The organism is Sphingomonas sp. LY54 (assembly GCF_035594035.1).
GTDB lineage: Bacteria > Pseudomonadota > Alphaproteobacteria > Sphingomonadales > Sphingomonadaceae > Allosphingosinicella.
In genome coordinates this window covers 823347-842600 of the sequence record NZ_CP141588.1, presented here as the reverse complement: position 1 = coordinate 842600, position 19254 = coordinate 823347, and the positions used below count along the sequence as shown (strand labels likewise).

Sequence of the window (19254 nt, the reverse complement as noted above, 5' to 3'; positions counted from 1 at the left end):
TCCTCGTTGCCCCATTTAGTCCGGATCGGGTGCGAAATGCAACCTTATGGTTGCGCTTTCTATTTCCTGGCGTCGCGCAGCTTGGAAATGGTCGTGCCGGCGGCGATGAATTCGACGTCAGTCTTGAGGTGGAGGAGCTTCACGCCCTTCTCCGCCTGCGCGCGGGCGAGCGCCGGGGCGAAATCCTCGGTCCGCTCGACCGTCTCGGCCCAGGCGCTATAAGCGCGGCCCAAAGCGGCGAAGTCGGGATTGACCAGCTCGGTGCCCGACAGACGCTCCGGATATTCGCGTTCCTGGTGCATCCGGATCGTGCCGTAGCTGGCATTGTCGACGACGATCACCAGCATGTTCGCGCCATAGCGCACCGCCGTCGCCAGTTCCTGCCCGTTCATCAGGAAGTCGCCATCGCCGGCGGCTACCACCACCTGGCGATCGGGGAAGCGCAAAGCCGCGGCGACGCCGGCGGGCAGGCCGTAGCCCATCGAGCCGTTGGTCGGCGCGAGCTGCGAGGGGAGGGCGGCATAATGCCAGAAGCGGTGCCACCAGCCCGAGAAATTGCCGGCGCCGTTGCAGATGATGCTGTCGGCGGGGAGCGTCTCGCGCATGTGCATGACGACCGGGCCGAGATCGAGCGCGGTGTCGCGCGGCTGGGCATTGGTCCAGTCCAGCCACTCGCGATGCGCCTCGGCTCCGGTGGAGAAGGAGATGATCTCGTCCTCCCAGTCGGCGGCGAGCTCGGCAAATTCGCGCACGTCGGCGCAGATCGGGAGGTCGGTCCGGTAGACGCTGCCGATCTGGTCCGGGTCGGGATGGACGTGGACCAGAATCTGGTCGGGATGGTCGGGCGTGACCAGAGTGTAGCCGTCGGTGGTCGCCTCGCCCAGGCGGGCTCCGACGACGAGCAGCAGGTCGGCCTGCTTGACGCGCTCGACCAGCTTGGGATTGGGGCCGTAGCCGAGATTGCCGGCATAGACGGCCGAGCTGTTCGGCACCGCATCCTGGCGGCGGAAGGCGGCCGCGACCGGCAGGCCGACGCGCTCGGCGAATTCGGTGAAATAATGCGACGCGGCCGGGCTCCAGCCGGCGCCGCCGACGATCGCGACGGGGGCGCAGGCGTCCTTCAGCAAATCCATCAACGTGGCGAGCGCGACCGGATCGGCGGCCTGGCAGGGCGCGCAGACCTTGGGCCGGTCGACCGCCTCGACCGCATCCCTCAGCATGTCCTCGGGCAGGACCAGGACGACCGGCCCGGGGCGGCCGGACATGGCGGTCGCATAAGCGCGGGCGACATATTCGGGGATGCGCGCGGCATCGTCGATGCGGCCGATCCACTTGGCCAGCGGCGCGAACATCGTGCCGAAATCGACCTCCTGGAAGCCCTCGCGGTCGCGGTCGCCGCGGGCGACGTCGCCGATGAACAGGATCATCGGCGTCGAATCCTGCATCGCGACATGGACGCCGACAGAGGCGTTGGTCGCGCCCGGCCCGCGCGTAACGAAGGCGATCCCGGGGCGGCCGGTCATCTTGCCGTCGGCCTCGGCCATATAAGCGACGCCGCCTTCCTGGCGGCAGACGACGAGGTCGATCTCCGGCGTGTCGTGAAGGGCGTCCAGCACGGCGAGGAAGCTCTCGCCGGGAACGGTGAAGATCCGATCGCAGCCCTGGGCCACGAGATTGTCGACGAGGATACGTCCGCCTGTGCGCTTGGTCATGCGACGACGCCTAATCCGCGGCCGCGACAAATGCCATAACCCTGTGGTGGGTCCCCTTATCCTTTTCGGAAAGGCGGCGCGCCGGGTTCAGCCGCCGTGGTACCAGAGGATGGCGAGGGCGACCGCCCCGGCCAGCACCGCCTCGCGATCCTCGCCCGAGCGAGGGGCGTAGATCGTCTTGCCGGTGCCGTTGACGTCGATCGCACCGATCGGACGCCCGCCTACGTCGAACATGTAGCCGAGCGGCGTTCCGCTCGGCACGCGCCCGCCTTCCATGTCGTGGATGGCGCGGATGCCGATCGCGCGACCGCGATAATGAAGCGTGCCGGCGAGCGTCGCCGCGCTCAGCAGGCGCCCGGGCGAGCGCGGGACGGCATCAAGGACGAGGCCGGCCTCGAGCGGTTCGCCGTTGCGCTCGAAGCGGCAGCGATAGGCGAACGGGCGCGCCGAGATCTCGACCGAGCCCGCGTCGTGCCGGTCCTCACGATAGAGACAGCCGCCCGAAAGCGCGCCGCCGACGTCGGGTCCCGACACGGTGAAGTCGCCGCCGCCGCGATTCCAGACGAAGAAGCCGTCGTCCGAACGATGCTCGGCGGCGCCGCGGCGGAAGGTGCCGGATGAGGCCCCGAGCTGGAAGCGGCCGGTTTCGCCGTGGCCCATGCCGGTCATCTCGATGCGGTCGGTGGCGGCGGCGAGGTCGCTCGGCATCGTCATCCGCGCTTCGCCGACGCAGCCGCCCGCGGCGACCGCCGTCAGCGCCAAGGCCAGAATTCCTTTCTTCATCACGATCCCCCACTTCGTTGCTGGTCCGTCACGAGTGAATGGGCGCGCGGCTTTCCCGGACCTGAACGGCTTGACTTGACGTTCACGTAAAGTACGGATGGCGGCGCATATCCAAAGGAGCGATTGATGACCAAGAGCGAACTCGCCGCGGCGATGAACGAGCACAAAGCCTGGCTGCCCGGCAAGCGCGTGAAGATCGATTTCGGCGGCAGCGAAGGCACGATCCTGCTCGACGGCGTCGCCGAGAATGCCACCGAGGATGACGGCGCCGCCGACACCACGATCAAGGTCGCCTGGGACGATTGGCAGCAGCTCGCTTCCGGCCAACTCGACGGCATGACCGCCTTCATGATGGGCAAGCTGAAGGTCGAGGGCGATATGTCCAACGCCATGCAGCTCCAGGGCATTCTCGCGAAGCTCAAGGGCTGACGCCCGCACCACGCACCCACCGTTCGGGCTGAGCCTGTCGAAGCCTCTTTGTTTCTTCGAACAAGAATAGGGAGGCCCTTCGACAGGCTCAGGGGGAACGGGCGGGCGTCTCTTCTCGTCCAAGGTTCGACCTGCGTAGGGCGTCGCAAAGTTGAAACCTCATTCAGGTTTGCTTGACCCGGGCGGCCTGTCGCGATTATCGCCGCTCCAGACAAGGAGCGGTGCATGCAGAAAATCTATCCCAGCGCCCAAGCGGCGCTCGAAGGCTTGCTATTCGACGGCATGACGATCTGCGCCGGCGGCTTCGGCCTGTGCGGGATCCCCGAGCGGCTGATCGACGCCATCCAGGCGAGCGGCGTCAAGGACCTGACCGTTGCATCGAACAATGCCGGCATCGACAATGAGGGGCTCGGCAAGCTGCTCCGCACCCGGCAGATCAAGAAGATGATCTCGTCCTATGTGGGCGAGAACAAGGAGTTCGAGCGGCAATTCCTCGCCGGCGAGCTCGAAGTCGAATTCTGCCCGCAGGGCACGCTCGCCGAGCGGATGCGCGCCGGCGGCGCCGGCATTCCGGGCTTCTACACCAAGACCGGCGTCGGCACGCAGGTCGCCGAAGGCAAGGAGCATAAGGAGTTCGACGGGGAGACCTACATCCTCGAGCGCGGCATCCGCGCCGACCTCTCCATCGTGAAGGGCTGGAAGGCCGACGAGGCGGGCAACCTCGTGTTCCGCAAGACCGCGCGCAACTTCAATCAGCCGGCGGCGACCTCGGGCAAGATCTGCGTTGCCGAGGTCGAGGAGATCGTCCCTATCGGCAGCCTCGATCCGGACTCGATTCATCTGCCGTCGATCTACGTGAAGCGGCTCGTCCTCGGCGCGCCCTACGACAAGAAGATCGAATTCCGAACGACCCGCCAGAGGGAGGCCGCATAATGGGCTGGGACCGCAACCAGATGGCCGCGCGCGCCGCGAAGGAACTGCGCGACGGTTATTATGTGAACCTCGGCATCGGCATCCCGACGCTTGTGGCGAACAATATCCCGCAGGGCATCACCGTGACTTTGCAGTCGGAGAACGGCATGCTCGGCATCGGGCCTTTCCCTTATGAGGGCGAGGAGGATCCGGACCTGATCAACGCCGGCAAGCAGACCATCTCCGAGCTGCCCTCGTCGAGCTATTTCTCCTCGTCGGACAGCTTCGCGATGATCCGCGGCGGCCATATCGATTTGACCGTGCTCGGCGCGATGGAGGTCAGCCAGGACGGCGACATCGCCAACTGGATGATCCCGGGCAAGATGATCAAGGGCATGGGCGGCGCGATGGACCTCGTCGCCGGCGTCAAGAAGATCATCGTCGTGATGGAGCACAATTCCAAGAGCGGCGATCCCAAGTTCATCCCGTCCTGCACACTGCCGCTGACCGGCAAGAACGTCGTCGACATGATCGTCACCGACCTCTGCGTCTTCCAGCGCCCGGACCATCAGAGCCCGTTCAAGCTGGTCGAGCTGGCACCCGGTGTGACCGCCGACGAGGTCGCCGCTAAGACGACGGCGAACTATCTGAGCTGAACGGCGTTCGAGGGCGGGACGAGTCCCGCCCTGGAGAGGCAGCATGCGCAAGGTCGGCGAAGCGCGGCACGAGGCGATCGAGCATGAGATACTCGGCGAGAAGGCGGCGGCCTTGGGCCGGGGCGGGCGCCGGGTCGAGGCGGCACTGGCCGCGTTGCGCGATTCCGCGGGCGAAGAGCGCGAGCGCCTGGTCGACGAGGCCGCCCGGATCGTGTGGGGCTTCCTCGTCCAGCGCGAATTGCTCGGGCTACGCGACCGCGACCGCGTCATCGCCCACTATGCGATCCCGACCGAGGTGCTAAACCGGATGGGAGCGATCAGGACATAGGGGAGAATTCGATGCTGGAGCGCGTGACGATGGCGGCCGCGGCGTTCGTGACACTGGCCGGAATGCAGGCGCCCCCGGCGCCGCCCGCGCCGCTTTCGCTGTACCGGCTCGATTGCGGGACGATCGACATCGGCGATCTCGGCGTCTTCTCCGATACCGGCCTCTATGCGGGCCAGAAGAAGACGCTGGCGGCGAGCTGCTATCTCGTCCGCAACGGCGATCGCCTGCTGCTGTGGGACACGGGCGTCGATGGCGCGCTCGCCGGCAAGCCGAAGGATAAGGACGGCGCCCTGCTCAAGGAGAAGCTCGTCGCCCAGCTCGCGCGGATCGGCGTCCGGCCGGAGGACGTGACCTATGTCGGCCTCAGCCATTATCATTACGACCATACCGGCCAGGTCGCCGATTTTCCGGGCGCGACCCTGCTCGCCGGCAAGGGCGACTGGGAGGTGATCAAGGTCTGGCCGCCGGCCGCGCCGCGGTTCGAGCATTGGCTGAAGGGCGGCGGCAAGGTCGAGCCGCTCGAGCGCGACAAGGACGTATTCGGCGACGGGCGGGTCACGATCCTGGAGATGCCCGGCCACACCGAAGGCCATCAGGCGCTTCTCGTCCGGCTGGCGAGCGGACCCGTCCTGATCTCGGGCGATCAATTTCACTTCACCGAGAACCGCGCGGTCGGCGGCGTGCCGAGCTTCAACGTCAACCGCGCTGACACTTTGGCCTCGCACGACCGGTTCGAGAAGCTGGCACGGAACCTCAACGCCAAGGTGATCATCCAGCACGAGCCGGGCGACATCGCCAAGCTGCCCGCTTTCCCGCAGGCCGCGCAGTGAAGGCGCTGCTCTCGACCGCGCCAGGCGGGCCCGAGACGCTGGCGCTGAGCGACGTTCCCGATCCGGCGCCGGGCAAGGGCCAGCTGCTGGTGGGCGTAAGGGCCTGCGCGATCAACTATCCCGACGTGCTGATCATCGAGGACAAATATCAGTTCAAACCGCCGCGACCGTTCGCGCCGGGCGGCGAGATTGCCGGCGTTGTGGAGGCGCTCGGCGACGGCGTCGAGGGCTGGATGGTCGGCGACCGGGTGATGGCGATGGTCGGCCATGGCGGGCTGGCCGAGAAGGTGCTGGTCGACGCGCGGATGGCGCTGCCGCTGCCCGAGGGCCGCAGTTTCGAGGACGGCTCGGCCCTGATCCTGACATATGCGACCTCGATCCATGCTTTGCTCGACCGCGGCCGGCTCGAACCGGGGCAGACCCTGCTCGTGCTCGGCGCGGCGGGTGGTGTCGGGCTGGCGGCGGTCGAACTCGGCAAGGCGTTCGGCGCGCGCGTCGTCGGCGCCGTTTCGTCCGAGGAGAAAGCCGGGATCGTGCGGAAGGCGGGGGCCGACGTCGTGATCGTCTATCCGCGCGGGCCGTTCGACAAGGACGCGTCCAAGGCGCTGGCGCAGCAGTTCAAGGACGCGGTCGGACCCGAAGGCGCGGACGTGATCTACGATCCGGTCGGCGGCGATTATGCCGAGTCGGCATTGCGCGCGATCGGCTGGGAGGGGCGTTACCTCGTCGTCGGCTTCCCCGCCGGCATCCCCAGGCTGCCGCTCAACCTCACTTTGCTCAAGAGCTGCGACGTCTGCGGCGTGTTCTGGGGTGCGTTCGCGGCGTGCGATCCGCAGGCCAATGCGGCGCACATCCGCACGCTCTTCCGCCTGTGGGACGAGGGCAGGATCGCTCCGCAGGTGAGCCGTATCTGGCCGCTCGAGCAGGGCGGCGAGGCGATTGCCCATATGGCTGCGCGCAAGGCGATCGGAAAACTGGTGGTGACCGTCGGCTGACCCGCCGTTGCACCGGCCGCCCCCGCGGCCTATCTGAGACCCGAAGACCTACGCAAAGGATAAACATGACCACGTTCGACGACCGCGAGAAAGCATTCGAGAACCTGTATGCCCGCGATCAGGAAATGCAGTTCCGGATCATCGCCCGCCGCAATCGCCTGCTCGGCGCCTGGGCGGCCAATCTGATGGGCCTGACCGAGGTCGAGTCGGAATCCTATGCCAAGGACGTCGTGCGCGCCGACTTCGAGGAAGCGGGCGACGAGGACGTGATCCGCAAGATCCTGGGCGATCTCACCTCGGCCGGTGTCGAATGCGACGAGGCCCGCATCCGCGAGGCGCTCGAGCACAAGACCGTCGAAGCTCGTCGCCAGATGATCGAGGCGAAGGGCTGATCCCATGCCCATGGCCGCCGAGGACATCGAGACCTTGATCCGCCAGGGCATTCCCGATGCCCTTGTAGAGATCACCGACCTTGCCGGCGACGGCGACCATTATTCCGCGCGGGTGGTGGCCGAAAGTTTCAGGGGGATGCCGCGCGTCAAGCAGCACCAGCGCGTCTACGAGGCGCTGGGCGGACGGATGGGCGGAGTGCTGCACGCGCTCCAGCTCACCACCGCCGTCCCCGAATAAGGAAGCCCTTCAATGTCCGATACCAACGCCCGCATCGACGAGATCGTCAAATCCAAGGACGTCGTCCTGTTCATGAAGGGCACCGCGCTCTTCCCGCAATGCGGCTTCTCCAGCCGCGCGATCGCGATCCTCGACCATCTCGGCGTCGCCTTCGAGACGGTCGACGTCTTGCAGGACGCCGAGATCCGCCAGGGCATCAAGGAATATTCCGACTGGCCGACCATCCCCCAGCTCTACGTCAAGGGCGAGTTCGTCGGCGGCTCCGACATCATGATGGAGATGTTCGAGGCCGGCGAACTGCAGCAATTGATGGACGACCAGCAGGTCGCGAAGGCCGAAGCGTAAGCGTTATGCCGGCGAAGGCCGGCATCTCAGGACGGCAGCGCGCTTAAGATCGAATCTGACCAGCTTTTCCTGAGGTCCCGGTCTGCGCCGGGACGACGGTTCCTTCCGAAAATCAGCGGGGCGGGCGGCGCGACCAGAAAGCGCCAGCCCGCCCCTTTGTCGGTGGAACTGTGTGGACACCGATAGAGATACAAGCCGCGTGCCAGTCCGTGCAAGCCGCAAATTTCCGGGGCTTTCGATGGTGAAGGCGGATTAACCATAGCCCCGCTTTGTAAAATCCTCCGACACAGCAACCTAAACAAGACGTTCAGCAGCCGTTCAGGCGTTCGACTACATCTGTAATCATAAGGCCGGAAACACGGTTCGGGAGGTCGAGATGAGCGAACGCTTCATCGCCTGGGGTTTCGAAACGCTGTTCGCGTTCACCCTGTTGCTGCTCCTCGTGCTGCTGGTGCGGCGCCCCGTGGCCAACCAGTTCGGCGCCCAGTGGGCCTATGCCCTGTGGCTGCTGCCGGCCCTCCGCCTCATCCTGCCGCCTTTGCCCTCGATCGGCGGCATCATCACGCTTCCGTCTCCCGCTTTTTTCATCCCGGCGCTGGCGACGGAAGCGGTCGTGCCCCTGCCGACGGGAGGCGGGCTGGGGCTGTGGGGGCCCTTGCTGCTCGCTTTGTGGGGTGGGGGCGCGGCCGCCTTCATTCTCTACCAGATCGTCGGCTATCGCGCGTTCCTGCGCGAACTCCGCGCCGGCCAGCGCCCGGCCGGCGTGCCGTGCGAGGGCATTCCCGTGATCGAAAGCGAGGCCGTCGACGGTCCGATCGCGATCGGACTGCTCGACCGCCGCATCGTCGTGCCGCCGCTCTTTGCCTATCGCTACAGCCCGGCCGAGCGCGCGCTCGCATTGGAGCATGAACTGATCCATCACCGCCGGCTGGACCTGTGGTGGAATGCCGCGGCGCTGGCGGCGCTGGCGCTGAACTGGTTCAATCCGATCGCGCATTTCGCCTTCCGCGCCTTCCGCATCGACCAGGAACTGGCCTGTGACGCCGCCGTCTCCTGCCGCTCGCCGGGAATGCGCCACGAATATGCGCGCGCATTGGTCAAATCGGGCACGCGGCCGGGCCAGGTCGCGACCTGCCCGATGTATTCCGCCGATCAACTGAAGCGGCGGCTCAAGATGCTGCACGAGCATCGCAAGGGGCGGGGACGCACGCTGGGCGGCGCCGCCTGCGTCACCCTCGTCCTGTTGATCGGGCTGATCCTCACCGCGCCCATCTATGCGGCGCCGGGCGAGGATGCGGCGACCGAAGCCGCGGACGTCCATCTCGCCGTGCTGGAGACGGAGCGCGCGGCCCTTTCCGCCCACGAGGCGCGAACCCGCGAATGTCGCGCCGAGGAGCTAGCCGCGGTCGACGCCGAGATAGCGACCCTGCGCGGGACGCCCTTGGTGCGCGCCCGGAAAGCTGATAGACTACATCTGTAATCGATGAGGGTAAGGCAATGAGCGAGCGTATTTCCGATGCCGAACATGCGGTGATGGAGGTGCTCTGGGACGAGGCGCCGCTGGCCGCCGCGGACGTTGCCGAGCGGATCGATCCGGCCCGCGGCTGGAGCGTCCGCACCGTCAAGACGATGCTGTCGCGGCTGCTCGCCAAGGGCGCTTTGGTCCACGAGGAGGACGGCCGCCGCTACCTCTACAAGCCGGCCATCGCCCGCGACGATTTCGTCGCCCGCGAATCGCGCAAATTGCTCGACCGCATGTTCGGCGGGCGGGTGACACCGCTGGTCGCGCATCTGGCCGAACAGGATGAGCTCACGCCCCAGGACATCGCAGAGATCGAGGCTCTGCTGAAGGCGCTCAAATCATGATCGGCTGGCTGGTCGAGACCATCATCGGCGCCAGCCTGCTGATGCTGCTGGTGCTTGCCGTCCGCCGCCCGGTCGCCGAACTTTTCGGCGCGCAATGGGCCTATGCCCTGTGGCTGCTGCCTTTGCTCCGCTTCGTGCTGCCGCCGCTTCCCGAAGCGCCGGTGGCCGTGCCGGCGATCATCGTGCTGCCGGCGATCGACGCGATGGCCGCCGCGCCCGCGCCCGCCGCCGGCGGATCGGGCGACTGGCTGTGGCTGTTGCTCGCTCTCTGGGCGGGCGGCGCGACCATCTTCGCGATCTGGCAGCAATCGACCTACAGCGCCTTCATGCTCCATCTCGGTCCCGAGGCACGGTCCGCCCAGCCCGAGCGGTTCGGCGGCTTGCGCGTGGTCGAGAGCGACGCGGTCGACGGCCCGGTTGCGGTCGGCTTCCTCAACCGGCGCATCGTCGTGCCGGTGGATTTCGCGACCCGCTACAGCGCCTCCGAGCAGCGCCTCGCGCTCGAGCATGAGCTGGTCCACCATCGCCGCTTCGACCTGTTCTGGAACCTCGCCGCGCTGGCGATCCTGGCGCTCAACTGGTTCAACCCGATCGCCCATTTCGCCTTCCGCGCCTTCCGCGCCGATCAGGAATTGTCCTGCGACGCGGCCGTCACGCGCCGGGCGCCCGAGCAGCGCCACGATTATGCCTGCGCGGTCGTCAAGTCCGCGAGCCAGCCCGGCCTGATCGCGGCCTGCCCGCTCAATCACGCCGCCTTCCTGAAACGGAGACTGAAGATGATGAAGAGCCATCGCGGCGGCTGGGCCCGCACCATGGGTGGTGTTGCCGCGCTCTCGGTCCTCGGGGCAGGCGGTCTGCTGCTGAGCAGCCCCGGCGCCGCGCAGGACGAGGCCAAAGCGCCGCGTGTCGTTCCCGCGCGGATCGGCGTCGAGCCGATCATCGACAAGAAAGACATCGCCACTCTGCGCGCCAAGTGCGGCGGCGGCGACAAGGCGCGGCGCGACGGCTCGATCGTCTGCGACGACTCCGAAGCGGCCGACCCGGAGGTCAAGGCGATCATGGCCAGGACCGAGAAGCGCGTCCGTGCCCATGTCGAGGCGGCGATGCCGAGCGAAGCGGAGCTGAAGCGGATCGAAGCGAAGGCAGCCGAGGCGGTCGCGCGGGCGCACGACGCAGTGGCAGCGACCCCCGCGATCGAGGCCGAGCAGCGAGCCCGCATCCCTGAGGCCGTGGCAAAGGCGCAGGCGGCGGCACGGGTCGATCACGCCCATATCATCGACCAGGCGCAGCATGCCGCGCGGGCCGACCACGCCCGGGCGATCGCGCAGGCCCATGAGGCCGTGCGCCATGCGCGCGTGCGCATGGTCCATGTCGATACCGACGCGATCCGCCGCGCGACACTCGCCTCGGTCCACGCGACGCTCCCGGCGCTGCGCCCTGAGCAGATGCAGGAGCTTCAGGCCTCACTGGCGGAAATGCGCCGCGAGCTTGCCGAGGCCGCGCTCGAGCGCCAGCACGACGCCGCCGAGCGCGCACGCGACATGCGCGAGATGAAGATCGAGCTGAAACGCGAGCTCGAGGACATCGAGGTCGACGTCGACGTCGACGTAGAGAAGTAAGCCGCTCGGCCCCTCCCATCCCGGGGGAGGGGCCGTTCGCCGCTTGGATTTCCCCCCGTCCGATGCCACATGCACGCCATGGATGGGTCTCCCGGCACGATCGAAAGCGTTGAACCGCTGGTGCGGCGCGTGCTGGCGCCCAACCCGTCCGCCTTCACCTATAGCGGCACGCAGACCTTCATCGTCGGCACCGGCGCGGTCGCGGTCATCGATCCCGGGCCGGACCTTCCCGAGCATGTCGAGGCTTTGCTTGCGGCGCTCAAGGACGAGACGATCGCCGCGATCCTGTGCACCCACACCCACCGCGATCACAGCCCGGCGGCGGCTTTGCTGCAGGCCGCGACCGGCGCGCCGATCATCGGCTGCGCGGCTTTGACCATGGACGATGAAGGGCCCCGCGCCGACGCCGCGTTCGACGCCGAATATCTGCCCGACCGCGTCCTGGCCGACGGCGAGGGGCTCGAAGGCGAGGGCTGGACGCTCGAGGCGGTGGCGACGCCGGGCCACACGTCGAACCATCTCTGCTTCGCGCTGCCCGAGAGCGGGGCGCTGTTTTCCGGCGACCATGTGATGGGATGGTCGACGACGATCGTCTCGCCGCCCGACGGCGACATGGCCGATTATATGGAGAGCCTGGAGAAGCTGCAGGCGCGCGACGACCGCATCTATTATCCCGCGCACGGTCCCGCGATCGAGCGTCCGAAACGGCTGGTGCGCGGCATGATCGGCCACCGCAGGCAGCGCGAGGGTCAGATTTTGCGCCGCCTGCGCGAGGGCAGCGGCTTCATCCCGGACATGGTGGCGAGCATGTACAAAGGTATCGACCCGCGGCTCCATGGCGCCGCCGGCCGCTCGGTGCTGGCCCATTTGATCGATCTCGAGACGCGGGGCCTGGTCGCGCGGCAGGGCGAAGGCTGGAGCCTTGCTGCGTGAGGAAGACGGCTATTATCTTCGTCGCGCTTCTCGCCGGCCTGATCCTCGGCGCGCTCGCCGTGGTCGGCCTGCGGCTGGCCAGCCCCTTCGATGGCCCCGACCCGGAGACGGTCGCTGCCGCCAGCCTGCAATCGATGCGCGAGCAGGCGCGCCTGACTCCGTTCGCCGCCCGCTTCGTCGCGGTCACCACCTCCACCCAGTCGCGCTTCGGCCTGAAGGCCGAGAAGACCCTGATCATGCCGGGCCTGGTCCGCTACGAACTGGATCTCGCCAAGCTGCAGCAGGACGACCTCGCATGGGACGAGGCGACCAAGACGCTCAGGATCGAGCTTCCGCCGCTCGAGATCGCCGCGCCGCAGATCGACATGGGCCAGATCAAGGAATATTCCGGCGGGGGACTGCTCATGTCTCTGACCGACGCCGAAACCGTGCTAGATTCAGCCAATCGCACCCGCGGCCAGCAGGAGCTTGTCCGCCAGGCCCGTGAGCCCGTGCCGATGCGGCTGGCGCGCGACGCCGCGGTCCGCGCCGTAGGACGCAGCTTCGCGATGCCGCTGCGCGCGGCCGGGATCGACGCCAATGTCGAGGTGCGGTTCGCCGACGCGTCGGGCGAGCCGTCATTCCTCGACAGGTCGCGCCGGATCGAGGATGTCTTGAACGAACAGAAGGCCGGGCGCTGATCGCCGCCTCAGGAGTGAATGTGATGAACGCACCCAATATGAGCCTGAAGGGGCTGGACCTTCGCGCCGAGATCGACCGGCTGCGCAAGGAGCGCAACGCCGTCATCCTCGCCCATTATTACCAGGCGCCGGAAATCCAGGACCTCGCCGATTTCGTCGGCGACAGCCTCGACCTCAGCCGCAAGGCGGCGGCGACCGAGGCTGACGTCATCGCCTTTTGCGGCGTCCGCTTCATGGCCGAGACCGCCAAGATCCTGAGCCCCGACAAGATCGTCATCCTGCCCGACATGGACGCCGGCTGCAGCCTCGAGGACAGCTGTCCGCCCGATCAGTTCGCCGCGTTCCGGGCCAAGCATCCCGACCATATCGCGCTCACCTACATCAACTGCTCGGCGGACGTGAAAGCGCTCAGCGACATCATCGTCACCTCGTCCTCGGCCGAGATTATTTTGAGCCAGATCCCGCCCGAGCAGAAGATCATCTTCGGCCCCGACAAGCATCTCGGCGGCTACCTCGTTCGCAAGACCGGCCGCGACATGCTGCTCTGGCCGGGCGTGTGCATCGTCCACGAGGCCTTCTCGGAAACCGAGCTGCTGAAGCTGAAGGCGCAGCATCCCGGCGCGCCCGTGCTGGCCCACCCGGAATGCCCGGCCCATATCGTCGAACATGCCGACCTGGTCGGATCGACAAAGGCGATCCTCGATTACGCGCTGAGCAGCGACGCCGACACCCTGATCGTCGCGACCGAGCCGCACATCATTCACCAGATGGAGAAAGCGGCGCCGCACAAGCTGTTCATCGGCGCGCCCGGCGCGGACGGGAATTGCAACTGCAACATGTGCCCGTACATGGCGCTCAACACGCTCGAGAAGCTCTACGTCGCGTTGCGCGACCTCGAGCCGCGCATCGAGATGGACGAGGAGCTTCGCCTGCGCGCCAAGAAGTCGCTCGATGCGATGCTCGACATGGCCGGCCGCACCGTCGGCCAGGGCGATGTCGGGCGGCCGATTTTCGCCGGGGACTGAGCGCATCACCACGGCTTCCCGCCCCGTGACACGGGCGTGGTAAGCGGCTAACTCACCATCGCCCCTTCCGGAGACCTGCCTTGCTTCGCCAGATCCTGCCCGTCGCCGCCTTCTTGTTCACGGTCGCCGCTGCGCCCGCCGTGGCCGACGATCCCTATCTTTGGCTCGAGGAGATCGAGGGCGAGCGGGCGCTGACGCAGGTCAAGGCCTGGAACAAGACGACCGAGGATCTGCTCGCGAAGTCGCCCAATTTCGAGCAACACCGCGCCCGCGCCCGGGCCATCCTCGACGACGAACAGCAGATCGCCGCGCCCGAGGACGTGATGGGCGGCTACGTCACCAATTTGTGGCGCGACGCGGCCAATCCGCGCGGCCTGTGGCGGATCTCGCCGCTCGGCGCCTATGTCGCCGGCAAGCCGCAATGGCGCACGCTGATCGACGTCGACGCATTGGGCAAGCACGAGGGCAAGAGCTGGGTCTGGCACGGCGCCGACTGCCTCGCGCCCGCCTACACGCGCTGCCTGGTCTCGCTCTCGCCCGGAGGCACCGACGCCGATGTCGTGCGCGAGTTCGATGTCACCGCGGGCAAGTTCATCGACGGCGGCTTCGCGCTGCCCGAGGCCAAGAGCAATGTGGCCTGGGTCGACGAGAACAAGCTGCTGGTCGTCACCAATTACGGCCCCGACTCGCTCACCACCTCGGGCTATGGCCGCATCGCCAAATTGTGGCAGCGGGGCACGCCGCTCGCGCAGGCCAAGACGATCTTCGAGGGCGAGAAGACCGACGTTTCGACCTCGCCCTTCGCCGTCCAGGACGGCGAGAAGCGCTGGACCTTCGTCGGCCGGGGCAAGACCTTCTGGACCAACGATCTGTCGCTGCTCACCGCCGACGGCCGGCTGGTGAAGACGCCGCTCCCTGACACCGCCAATTTCCAGGACGTGATCGGCGGCCGCATGATCGCTTTGCTGCAGGCGCCGCTCGGCGCGATCCCGGCCGGCTCGGTCGTCGCTTATTCGCTCGCCGACATCGCCGCCGGCCGCGCCGTCGCGCCTGAGCTCGTCATGGCGCCGAGCAAGAGCCAGGCGATCGAGGAAGTCTCGGCCAGCGACAACGTCCTGTGGGTGAAGGCGCTCGACGACGTGTCGGGCAAGTTGTTCGCATTGCGCCGCGGCGCAGACGGCAAATGGGCGAGCCAGGCGATGCCGCTCGCCGCGAACAGCACGATCCACCTCTCCGGCGTCGCAGGCCAGCGCGACATCGCCTTCGCCACCGTCGAGGGGATGCTGATCCCACCGGCGCTCTATGCGGTGGACGGCAGCGGCAAGGCGCAGCTCGTGCAAAGCCTGCCGGCGCGCTTCGATGCCAGCGCCTTTACCGTCGAGCAGCGCTTCGCGACGTCGAAGGACGGCACCCGCGTGCCTTATTTTCTCGTCCGCAAGAAGGGGACCAAGGGCGCGGTCCCGGCGCTGATCCATGCTTATGGCGGCTTCCGCGCCGCGCAGACGCCGACCTACCTCACCGGCCAGCCCTACCGCGCCGGGCCGCTCGGCCTGTTCTGGACGGAGAGCGGCAACGCCTATGTCCTCGCCAACATCCGCGGCGGCGGCGAGTACGGCCCGGCCTGGCATGAGTCCGTCCTCAAGGAGAACCGGCAGAAGAGCTTCGACGATCTTCACGCGGTCGCCGAGGACCTCGTCCGGACCGGCGTCAGCGCGAAGCGCAAGATCGCGATCTCGGGCCGCTCCAACGGCGGCGTCCTGGTCGGCGCGGCGCTGACGCAGCGGCCGGATCTCTACGGCGCGGTCATCTCGGGCTCGCCGCTGCACGACATGAAGCGTTACTCGCACCTGCTCGCCGGCGCGTCGTGGATGGACGAATATGGCGATCCCGATAAGCCGGAGGATTGGGCCTATCTTTCGAAATATTCGCCCTACCAGAATGTGAAGCCGGGCGTGAAATATCCACCGGTCTTCTTCTACCTCTCGACCAAGGACGACCGCGTCCATCCCGGCCACGCCCGCAAGATGGCGGCGCGGCTGCTCGAATATGGCAACCCGGTCTATTACCACGAATATCTGGAGGGCGGCCATTCGGTCGGCGCCGACCATGCCGAGGACGCCTATCGCGCGGCCTTGCTCAACGCCTTCCTCAATCGCGAGCTGAGCGGGCAGGGCAAGTGAGCTTCACGCTCGACCGGTTCGACCTCGACCGCTTCGTTGCCGAGACGCTGGCCGAGGATCTCGGCGATCATGGCGACATCACCTCGTCGGCGGTGATCCCGGCTGACGCGCTGTTCCGCGGCGTGATGGACAGTCGCGACGCGATCGTCGTCGCAGGGCTGCCGATCGCGGAGGCGTTCTTTCGCGCGCTCGATCCCGACGTGGAGATCGAACTGCTGGCGAAGGACGGCGACAGGGTCGCTGCCGGAACCCATCTGATGCGCCTGACCGGCAGGGCGCGGGCGCTGCTCACCGCCGAGCGGTCCGCGCTCAACACGCTTCAGCACCTCTCCGGAGTGGCAACGCTGACCGGCGCCTATGTCGACGCCATGGCCGGCACCGGCGCGGTCTTGCTCGACACCCGAAAGACGATCCCGGGCCTGCGCGTGCTCGAGAAATATGCGACCCGCATGGGCGGCGCGCAGAACCACCGCATGCGGCTCGACGACGCGGCGATGATCAAGGACAACCATGTCGCCGTCGCCGGCGGGGTCGAGGAAGCGGTGCGGCGCGCCGTCGGCGCGGGCATCGCGCGGATCATCGTCGAGGTCGACCGGCTCGACCAGATCGAGCCCGCGCTCGGCGCCGGGGCGACGCACCTACTGCTCGACAATATGGACGCGGGAATGCTGCGCGAGGCGGTGGCGCTCGTCGGCGGGCGCGTCCCGACCGAGTCGAGCGGTGGCGTGACGCTGGAGACGATCCGCGCCAAGGCGGAGACGGGGGTCACCTACATTTCGGTCGGGCGCCTCACCCAGTCGGCGCCCGCCGCCGACATCGGGCTCGACTTCGAACCGGCCTGACGGTCCTTAGCGGCGCACGATCTCGCCCTCGACCAGCATCGTCTCAGGATGATGCTTGTCGAGCCAGCGCTTGATGATGCGCAGGTTGCGGGTGTTGGAACGGTAGACGAAGTCGAACAGGTCGCCGACGAACGGAATCGCGCCGAGCGCCGTGTCGACCCCGACATTGCCCGCCATCCGGGCGATGTGGAACTTGGACATGCCGAGGTTCCGCCCCTCCCAGACGAGCCAGGCGCCCATCGCGGCGGTGATGACGTCGCCGAGCACCGGCACCAGGCCGAGGATCGCGTCGAGGCCGATCGGGCGGTTGATGCCGGGCACGACGAAGGCGCGCTCAAGCACAGCTTCTACCGCTTCGAGTCGGCGCCGCACCGACGCCGGATCCCGGCCGATCGGCAATTGGCCGGCGAGCGCCTCGAACTGTTCCTGCGGCGTGGGCATAGCGAAAACTCCTCGCCTTCGAGCTAGGGTGGTCAGGGCCGCGCTGCAACCAGCGAAGCGGGAAAGCGGCGCGCGAACGCATTGGGACGGAAGCCCTCGAGCCTTTGCGCCACGAGATGCCAGCGGATCGGCGCGGTGACCGGAATGAACACGGCAAGCTCGCCGATCAGCCGGTCGGCCTCGGCGAGGTGCTGGGTGCGCTCCGCGACGGTGGCGGCTTCACGCGCCGCGGCGAGCTGCTGATCGGCCTCCGGGCTGCAGATCGGGCTGGCGTCGCAGGTGAAGTGGCGCAGGTACCAGGTGGCGATGCTGGTCGGGGCGACGGCGTCGATCAGCCGGAGATCGGCCTTGGCCGCCGGACCCACTGCCTGCGCCGTCACGCCGATCGCCCGCCAGTCGCGCCGCAGATAGGCGAACAGGAGCCGATAGCCCGGCCCGGGCGGCAGCGCGACGCGCAGTGTGACGGGCTCGCCGCCGGCTAGGTCGGCTATCACGCGGGCGGCGGCCTCGCGCCGCATCGGTTGGGGATTGGACGCCCAGGCGGGCAGGGCCGGCGCGGGCAGTTCGTCGATCCCGGCCGGTACGAGCGACGTGCGCGGCAGCAGGTCCTGTATGCCGAGATCCGTGACGAAGGCGTCGCGATCGATGGCCATGGTGAGCGCCGTCCGGGCGGCCGGATCGTCCCAGAGGCCGCCGCTGCCGGTGAAGGCGAAGCCGAGGATCCCGGCGACCGGATCGACGCGCCGCACCGCGGCCGCGGGTTGCGCGGCGCGCGCGATCGGCAGGTCGCCCAGAGTACCGCCGGTCACCAAGTCCGCCCCGCCGTCGACGAAGCGCGCGACCGCCAGAGCGGCGCGCTCGCCCCGCAGCCGAATGTCGGGCGCATGATTGCTTTCGCTCTCCTCCTCGTCCGCACGGTGCATGGTGAGGATGACGCTGCCATCGCCCTGGAACTGGGCCCGGAACGGGCCGGTGCCGGCGCCGCGGCGGATGATCGCCATTTCGGGCTGGGCGAGCAATTGCAGGAAATTGGGCCGGGGCGCCTTCAAGCTGATCTCGAGCACATCGTCGGTCATCGCCTCGATCTCGGCGACCGCGCCGAGCACCGGCTTCAGCGGGTTCTTGCTGGCGCGGCTGCCGGCGGCGCGCAGCCGTTCGACGACCTCGGCGGCTGTCACGCGGCCGCCATTGGCCCATTGCACCCGGGCGAGGCGGAACGTGTAGCGAAGGCCGTCGTCGGAGACGATCCAGCTCTGCGCGAGCGCCGGCTCGACCTGGCCAGTGGCGTCGAACCGCACCAGCCCCTGGGCCGCCGCATCGAGCAGGAACGCGGACGGCGCGTCGAGGGGCTCTAGATTGGGGTTCACGAGGCGGGGGGCCGCCCCGATCGCGCTGACCGCGATCGGGCCGCTTTCCTGCGGACCGCATCCGCCGACGAGCGCCAATGCCGCGGCAAGGCCGGCCAATCTCACGCGAATCTTCATGGTGCGACCGATAACGGAAGCTTCGGGGGAGCGCCAATGGCGGTGCCGTCTACGTTCGGGAAACGGCGCCGGCCTTTACCCGTCTTTCACCACTGCCCGTGTAGCTTCGGGCGCTCGACAGGAACCGCGACGATGCCGGACGACCCCGAACGTTCAGACGATTACCGCGAGCGGCGCTCCGCCCGGATGCCGGTGTCCACGCGGGCCGAGCTGCGTCACGGCAATTGGTACAGCGTCGAGGTCAAGGTGCGCGACGTCTCGCGATGCGGCTTCATGGCCGAGTGCAACGAGCCGGTCCAGATCGGCAGCCACGTATCGCTGGAGGTGCCCGGGATCGGGCCGGTCCACGCGCAGGTGCGCTGGCAGATCGGCGGCCGCATGGGCGGCCTTTTCCTCGATCCGATCAGTCTCAACCGCTGCGAATGGACCGCAGTGCGCACGGAGCCGCCTCAGGCTGCGTGACGCGAAGCTGGTGCGGACGGCGGGACTCGAACCCGCACGCCCCGAGGGGCAGAAGATTTTAAGTCTCCGGCGTCTACCGGTTCCGCCACGTCCGCACGGCGA

Annotated in this window: 22 protein-coding genes and 1 tRNA gene; 18 read left to right on the top strand and 5 right to left on the bottom strand. The window is 67.8% G+C overall.

Translation table 11 applies throughout. The annotated features are described in order from the left end of the window. Window positions 1–59 precede the first annotated feature (59 nt). Together SH591_RS04235 and SH591_RS04230 are read right to left on the bottom strand one after the other, a co-directional pair. Complete coding sequence (locus tag SH591_RS04235; RefSeq protein WP_324750659.1) at window positions 60–1712, bottom strand: thiamine pyrophosphate-binding protein; 1653 nt, start codon at window positions 1710–1712, stop codon at window positions 60–62. Between the two features lie 87 nt (window positions 1713–1799). Next, window positions 1800–2495, bottom strand: a complete 696-nt coding sequence (locus tag SH591_RS04230; RefSeq protein WP_324750658.1) for a VV20781 family protein — start codon at window positions 2493–2495, stop codon at window positions 1800–1802. 126 nt (window positions 2496–2621) lie between these two features. Here SH591_RS04230 and SH591_RS04225 point away from each other — a divergent pair, with 126 nt between their 5' ends. From SH591_RS04225 to nadC, 17 genes are all read left to right on the top strand, one after another. Then, complete coding sequence (locus SH591_RS04225; RefSeq protein WP_322831721.1) at window positions 2622–2924, top strand: SCP2 sterol-binding domain-containing protein; 303 nt, start codon at window positions 2622–2624, stop codon at window positions 2922–2924. A gap of 225 nt (window positions 2925–3149) precedes the next feature. Then, the gene (locus SH591_RS04220; RefSeq protein ID WP_324750657.1) at window positions 3150–3857 is read left to right on the top strand and encodes a CoA transferase subunit A; all 708 of its coding nucleotides are present in this window, start codon (window positions 3150–3152) and stop codon (window positions 3855–3857) included. Further along, entirely contained in the window at window positions 3857–4492 is a 636-nt protein-coding gene (locus SH591_RS04215) for a 3-oxoacid CoA-transferase subunit B (RefSeq protein WP_322831719.1), read from the top strand. Before SH591_RS04220 ends, SH591_RS04215 begins: the two co-directional genes overlap by 1 nt. 43 nt (window positions 4493–4535) lie before the next feature. After that, window positions 4536–4820 carry a DUF6665 family protein gene (locus SH591_RS04210; protein ID WP_324750656.1) on the top strand — a complete coding sequence of 95 codons (285 nt, stop codon included), beginning with the start codon at window positions 4536–4538 and terminating at the stop codon, window positions 4818–4820. A gap of 11 nt (window positions 4821–4831) precedes the next feature. Then, window positions 4832–5650 (top strand): N-acyl homoserine lactonase family protein, encoded by an 819-nt coding sequence (locus tag SH591_RS04205; RefSeq protein WP_324750655.1) that lies wholly within the window; start codon window positions 4832–4834, stop codon window positions 5648–5650. Beyond that, on the top strand, window positions 5647–6645 hold the full coding sequence (locus tag SH591_RS04200) for an NADPH:quinone oxidoreductase family protein (protein WP_324750654.1): 999 nt from the start codon (window positions 5647–5649) through the stop codon (window positions 6643–6645). The genes SH591_RS04205 and SH591_RS04200 overlap by 4 nt, the downstream gene beginning before the upstream one ends. 65 nt (window positions 6646–6710) lie before the next feature. Beyond that, complete coding sequence (locus SH591_RS04195; protein WP_322831715.1) at window positions 6711–7037, top strand: DUF1476 domain-containing protein; 327 nt, start codon at window positions 6711–6713, stop codon at window positions 7035–7037. Between the two features lie 4 nt (window positions 7038–7041). After that, complete coding sequence (locus SH591_RS04190) at window positions 7042–7275, top strand: BolA family protein (RefSeq protein ID WP_324750653.1); 234 nt, start codon at window positions 7042–7044, stop codon at window positions 7273–7275. Between the two features lie 12 nt (window positions 7276–7287). Continuing rightward, the gene (gene grxD / locus SH591_RS04185) at window positions 7288–7620 is read left to right on the top strand and encodes a Grx4 family monothiol glutaredoxin (protein WP_324750652.1); all 333 of its coding nucleotides are present in this window, start codon (window positions 7288–7290) and stop codon (window positions 7618–7620) included. Window positions 7621–7996: 376 nt separating this feature from the next. Further along, window positions 7997–9100 carry a M56 family metallopeptidase gene (locus tag SH591_RS04180; protein WP_324750651.1) on the top strand — a complete coding sequence of 368 codons (1104 nt, stop codon included), beginning with the start codon at window positions 7997–7999 and terminating at the stop codon, window positions 9098–9100. A gap of 17 nt (window positions 9101–9117) precedes the next feature. Continuing rightward, entirely contained in the window at window positions 9118–9486 is a 369-nt protein-coding gene (locus tag SH591_RS04175) for a BlaI/MecI/CopY family transcriptional regulator (RefSeq protein ID WP_322831711.1), read from the top strand. Further along, window positions 9483–11105, top strand: a complete 1623-nt coding sequence (locus SH591_RS04170) for a M56 family metallopeptidase (RefSeq protein ID WP_324750650.1) — start codon at window positions 9483–9485, stop codon at window positions 11103–11105. Before SH591_RS04175 ends, SH591_RS04170 begins: the two co-directional genes overlap by 4 nt. A 78-nt stretch (window positions 11106–11183) precedes the next feature. Further along, on the top strand, window positions 11184–12038 hold the full coding sequence (locus SH591_RS04165) for an MBL fold metallo-hydrolase (RefSeq protein WP_416385207.1): 855 nt from the start codon (window positions 11184–11186) through the stop codon (window positions 12036–12038). Further along, complete coding sequence (locus SH591_RS04160) at window positions 12035–12718, top strand: DUF4230 domain-containing protein (protein WP_324750648.1); 684 nt, start codon at window positions 12035–12037, stop codon at window positions 12716–12718. Before SH591_RS04165 ends, SH591_RS04160 begins: the two co-directional genes overlap by 4 nt. A gap of 23 nt (window positions 12719–12741) precedes the next feature. Beyond that, on the top strand, window positions 12742–13743 hold the full coding sequence (nadA, locus tag SH591_RS04155) for a quinolinate synthase NadA (RefSeq protein ID WP_324750647.1): 1002 nt from the start codon (window positions 12742–12744) through the stop codon (window positions 13741–13743). An 80-nt stretch (window positions 13744–13823) separates the two neighbouring features. Next, entirely contained in the window at window positions 13824–15923 is a 2100-nt protein-coding gene (locus tag SH591_RS04150) for a prolyl oligopeptidase family serine peptidase (protein ID WP_324750646.1), read from the top strand. Further along, complete coding sequence (nadC, locus tag SH591_RS04145) at window positions 15920–16765, top strand: carboxylating nicotinate-nucleotide diphosphorylase (protein WP_324750645.1); 846 nt, start codon at window positions 15920–15922, stop codon at window positions 16763–16765. The genes SH591_RS04150 and nadC overlap by 4 nt, the downstream gene beginning before the upstream one ends. 6 nt (window positions 16766–16771) lie before the next feature. Here nadC and SH591_RS04140 read toward each other — a convergent pair whose 3' ends face one another. Further along, window positions 16772–17206, bottom strand: coding sequence for a DUF4112 domain-containing protein (locus SH591_RS04140; protein WP_322831704.1), 435 nt, complete (start codon window positions 17204–17206; stop codon window positions 16772–16774). 32 nt (window positions 17207–17238) lie between these two features. Next, window positions 17239–18690 (bottom strand): ABC transporter substrate-binding protein, encoded by a 1452-nt coding sequence (locus tag SH591_RS04135; RefSeq protein ID WP_324750644.1) that lies wholly within the window; start codon window positions 18688–18690, stop codon window positions 17239–17241. A gap of 132 nt (window positions 18691–18822) precedes the next feature. Between SH591_RS04135 and SH591_RS04130 the strand changes: the two genes are divergently transcribed. Further along, a complete protein-coding gene (locus tag SH591_RS04130; RefSeq protein WP_324750643.1) occupies window positions 18823–19152 on the top strand; it encodes a PilZ domain-containing protein in 330 nt (109 codons plus the stop codon). A gap of 8 nt (window positions 19153–19160) precedes the next feature. On the opposite strand, the gene SH591_RS04125 is transcribed toward SH591_RS04130, so the two are convergent. After that, a tRNA-Leu gene (locus SH591_RS04125) sits at window positions 19161–19247 on the bottom strand. Window positions 19248–19254: the final 7 nt, after the last annotated feature.

Coding starts and splice junctions, on each gene's coding strand:
- SH591_RS04235 (WP_324750659.1), bottom strand. CDS start 1,712: ATGACCAAGCGCACAGGCGGACGTATCCTCGTCGACAATCTCGTGGCC.
- SH591_RS04230 (WP_324750658.1), bottom strand. CDS start 2,495: ATGAAGAAAGGAATTCTGGCCTTGGCGCTGACGGCGGTCGCCGCGGGC.
- SH591_RS04225 (WP_322831721.1), top strand. CDS start 2,622: ATGACCAAGAGCGAACTCGCCGCGGCGATGAACGAGCACAAAGCCTGG.
- SH591_RS04220 (WP_324750657.1), top strand. CDS start 3,150: ATGCAGAAAATCTATCCCAGCGCCCAAGCGGCGCTCGAAGGCTTGCTA.
- SH591_RS04215 (WP_322831719.1), top strand. CDS start 3,857: ATGGGCTGGGACCGCAACCAGATGGCCGCGCGCGCCGCGAAGGAACTG.
- SH591_RS04210 (WP_324750656.1), top strand. CDS start 4,536: ATGCGCAAGGTCGGCGAAGCGCGGCACGAGGCGATCGAGCATGAGATA.
- SH591_RS04205 (WP_324750655.1), top strand. CDS start 4,832: ATGCTGGAGCGCGTGACGATGGCGGCCGCGGCGTTCGTGACACTGGCC.
- SH591_RS04195 (WP_322831715.1), top strand. CDS start 6,711: ATGACCACGTTCGACGACCGCGAGAAAGCATTCGAGAACCTGTATGCC.
- SH591_RS04190 (WP_324750653.1), top strand. CDS start 7,042: ATGCCCATGGCCGCCGAGGACATCGAGACCTTGATCCGCCAGGGCATT.
- grxD (WP_324750652.1), top strand. CDS start 7,288: ATGTCCGATACCAACGCCCGCATCGACGAGATCGTCAAATCCAAGGAC.
- SH591_RS04180 (WP_324750651.1), top strand. CDS start 7,997: ATGAGCGAACGCTTCATCGCCTGGGGTTTCGAAACGCTGTTCGCGTTC.
- SH591_RS04175 (WP_322831711.1), top strand. CDS start 9,118: ATGAGCGAGCGTATTTCCGATGCCGAACATGCGGTGATGGAGGTGCTC.
- SH591_RS04170 (WP_324750650.1), top strand. CDS start 9,483: ATGATCGGCTGGCTGGTCGAGACCATCATCGGCGCCAGCCTGCTGATG.
- SH591_RS04165 (WP_416385207.1), top strand. CDS start 11,184: ATGGATGGGTCTCCCGGCACGATCGAAAGCGTTGAACCGCTGGTGCGG.
- nadA (WP_324750647.1), top strand. CDS start 12,742: ATGAACGCACCCAATATGAGCCTGAAGGGGCTGGACCTTCGCGCCGAG.
- SH591_RS04140 (WP_322831704.1), bottom strand. CDS start 17,206: ATGCCCACGCCGCAGGAACAGTTCGAGGCGCTCGCCGGCCAATTGCCG.
- SH591_RS04135 (WP_324750644.1), bottom strand. CDS start 18,690: ATGAAGATTCGCGTGAGATTGGCCGGCCTTGCCGCGGCATTGGCGCTC.
- SH591_RS04130 (WP_324750643.1), top strand. CDS start 18,823: ATGCCGGACGACCCCGAACGTTCAGACGATTACCGCGAGCGGCGCTCC.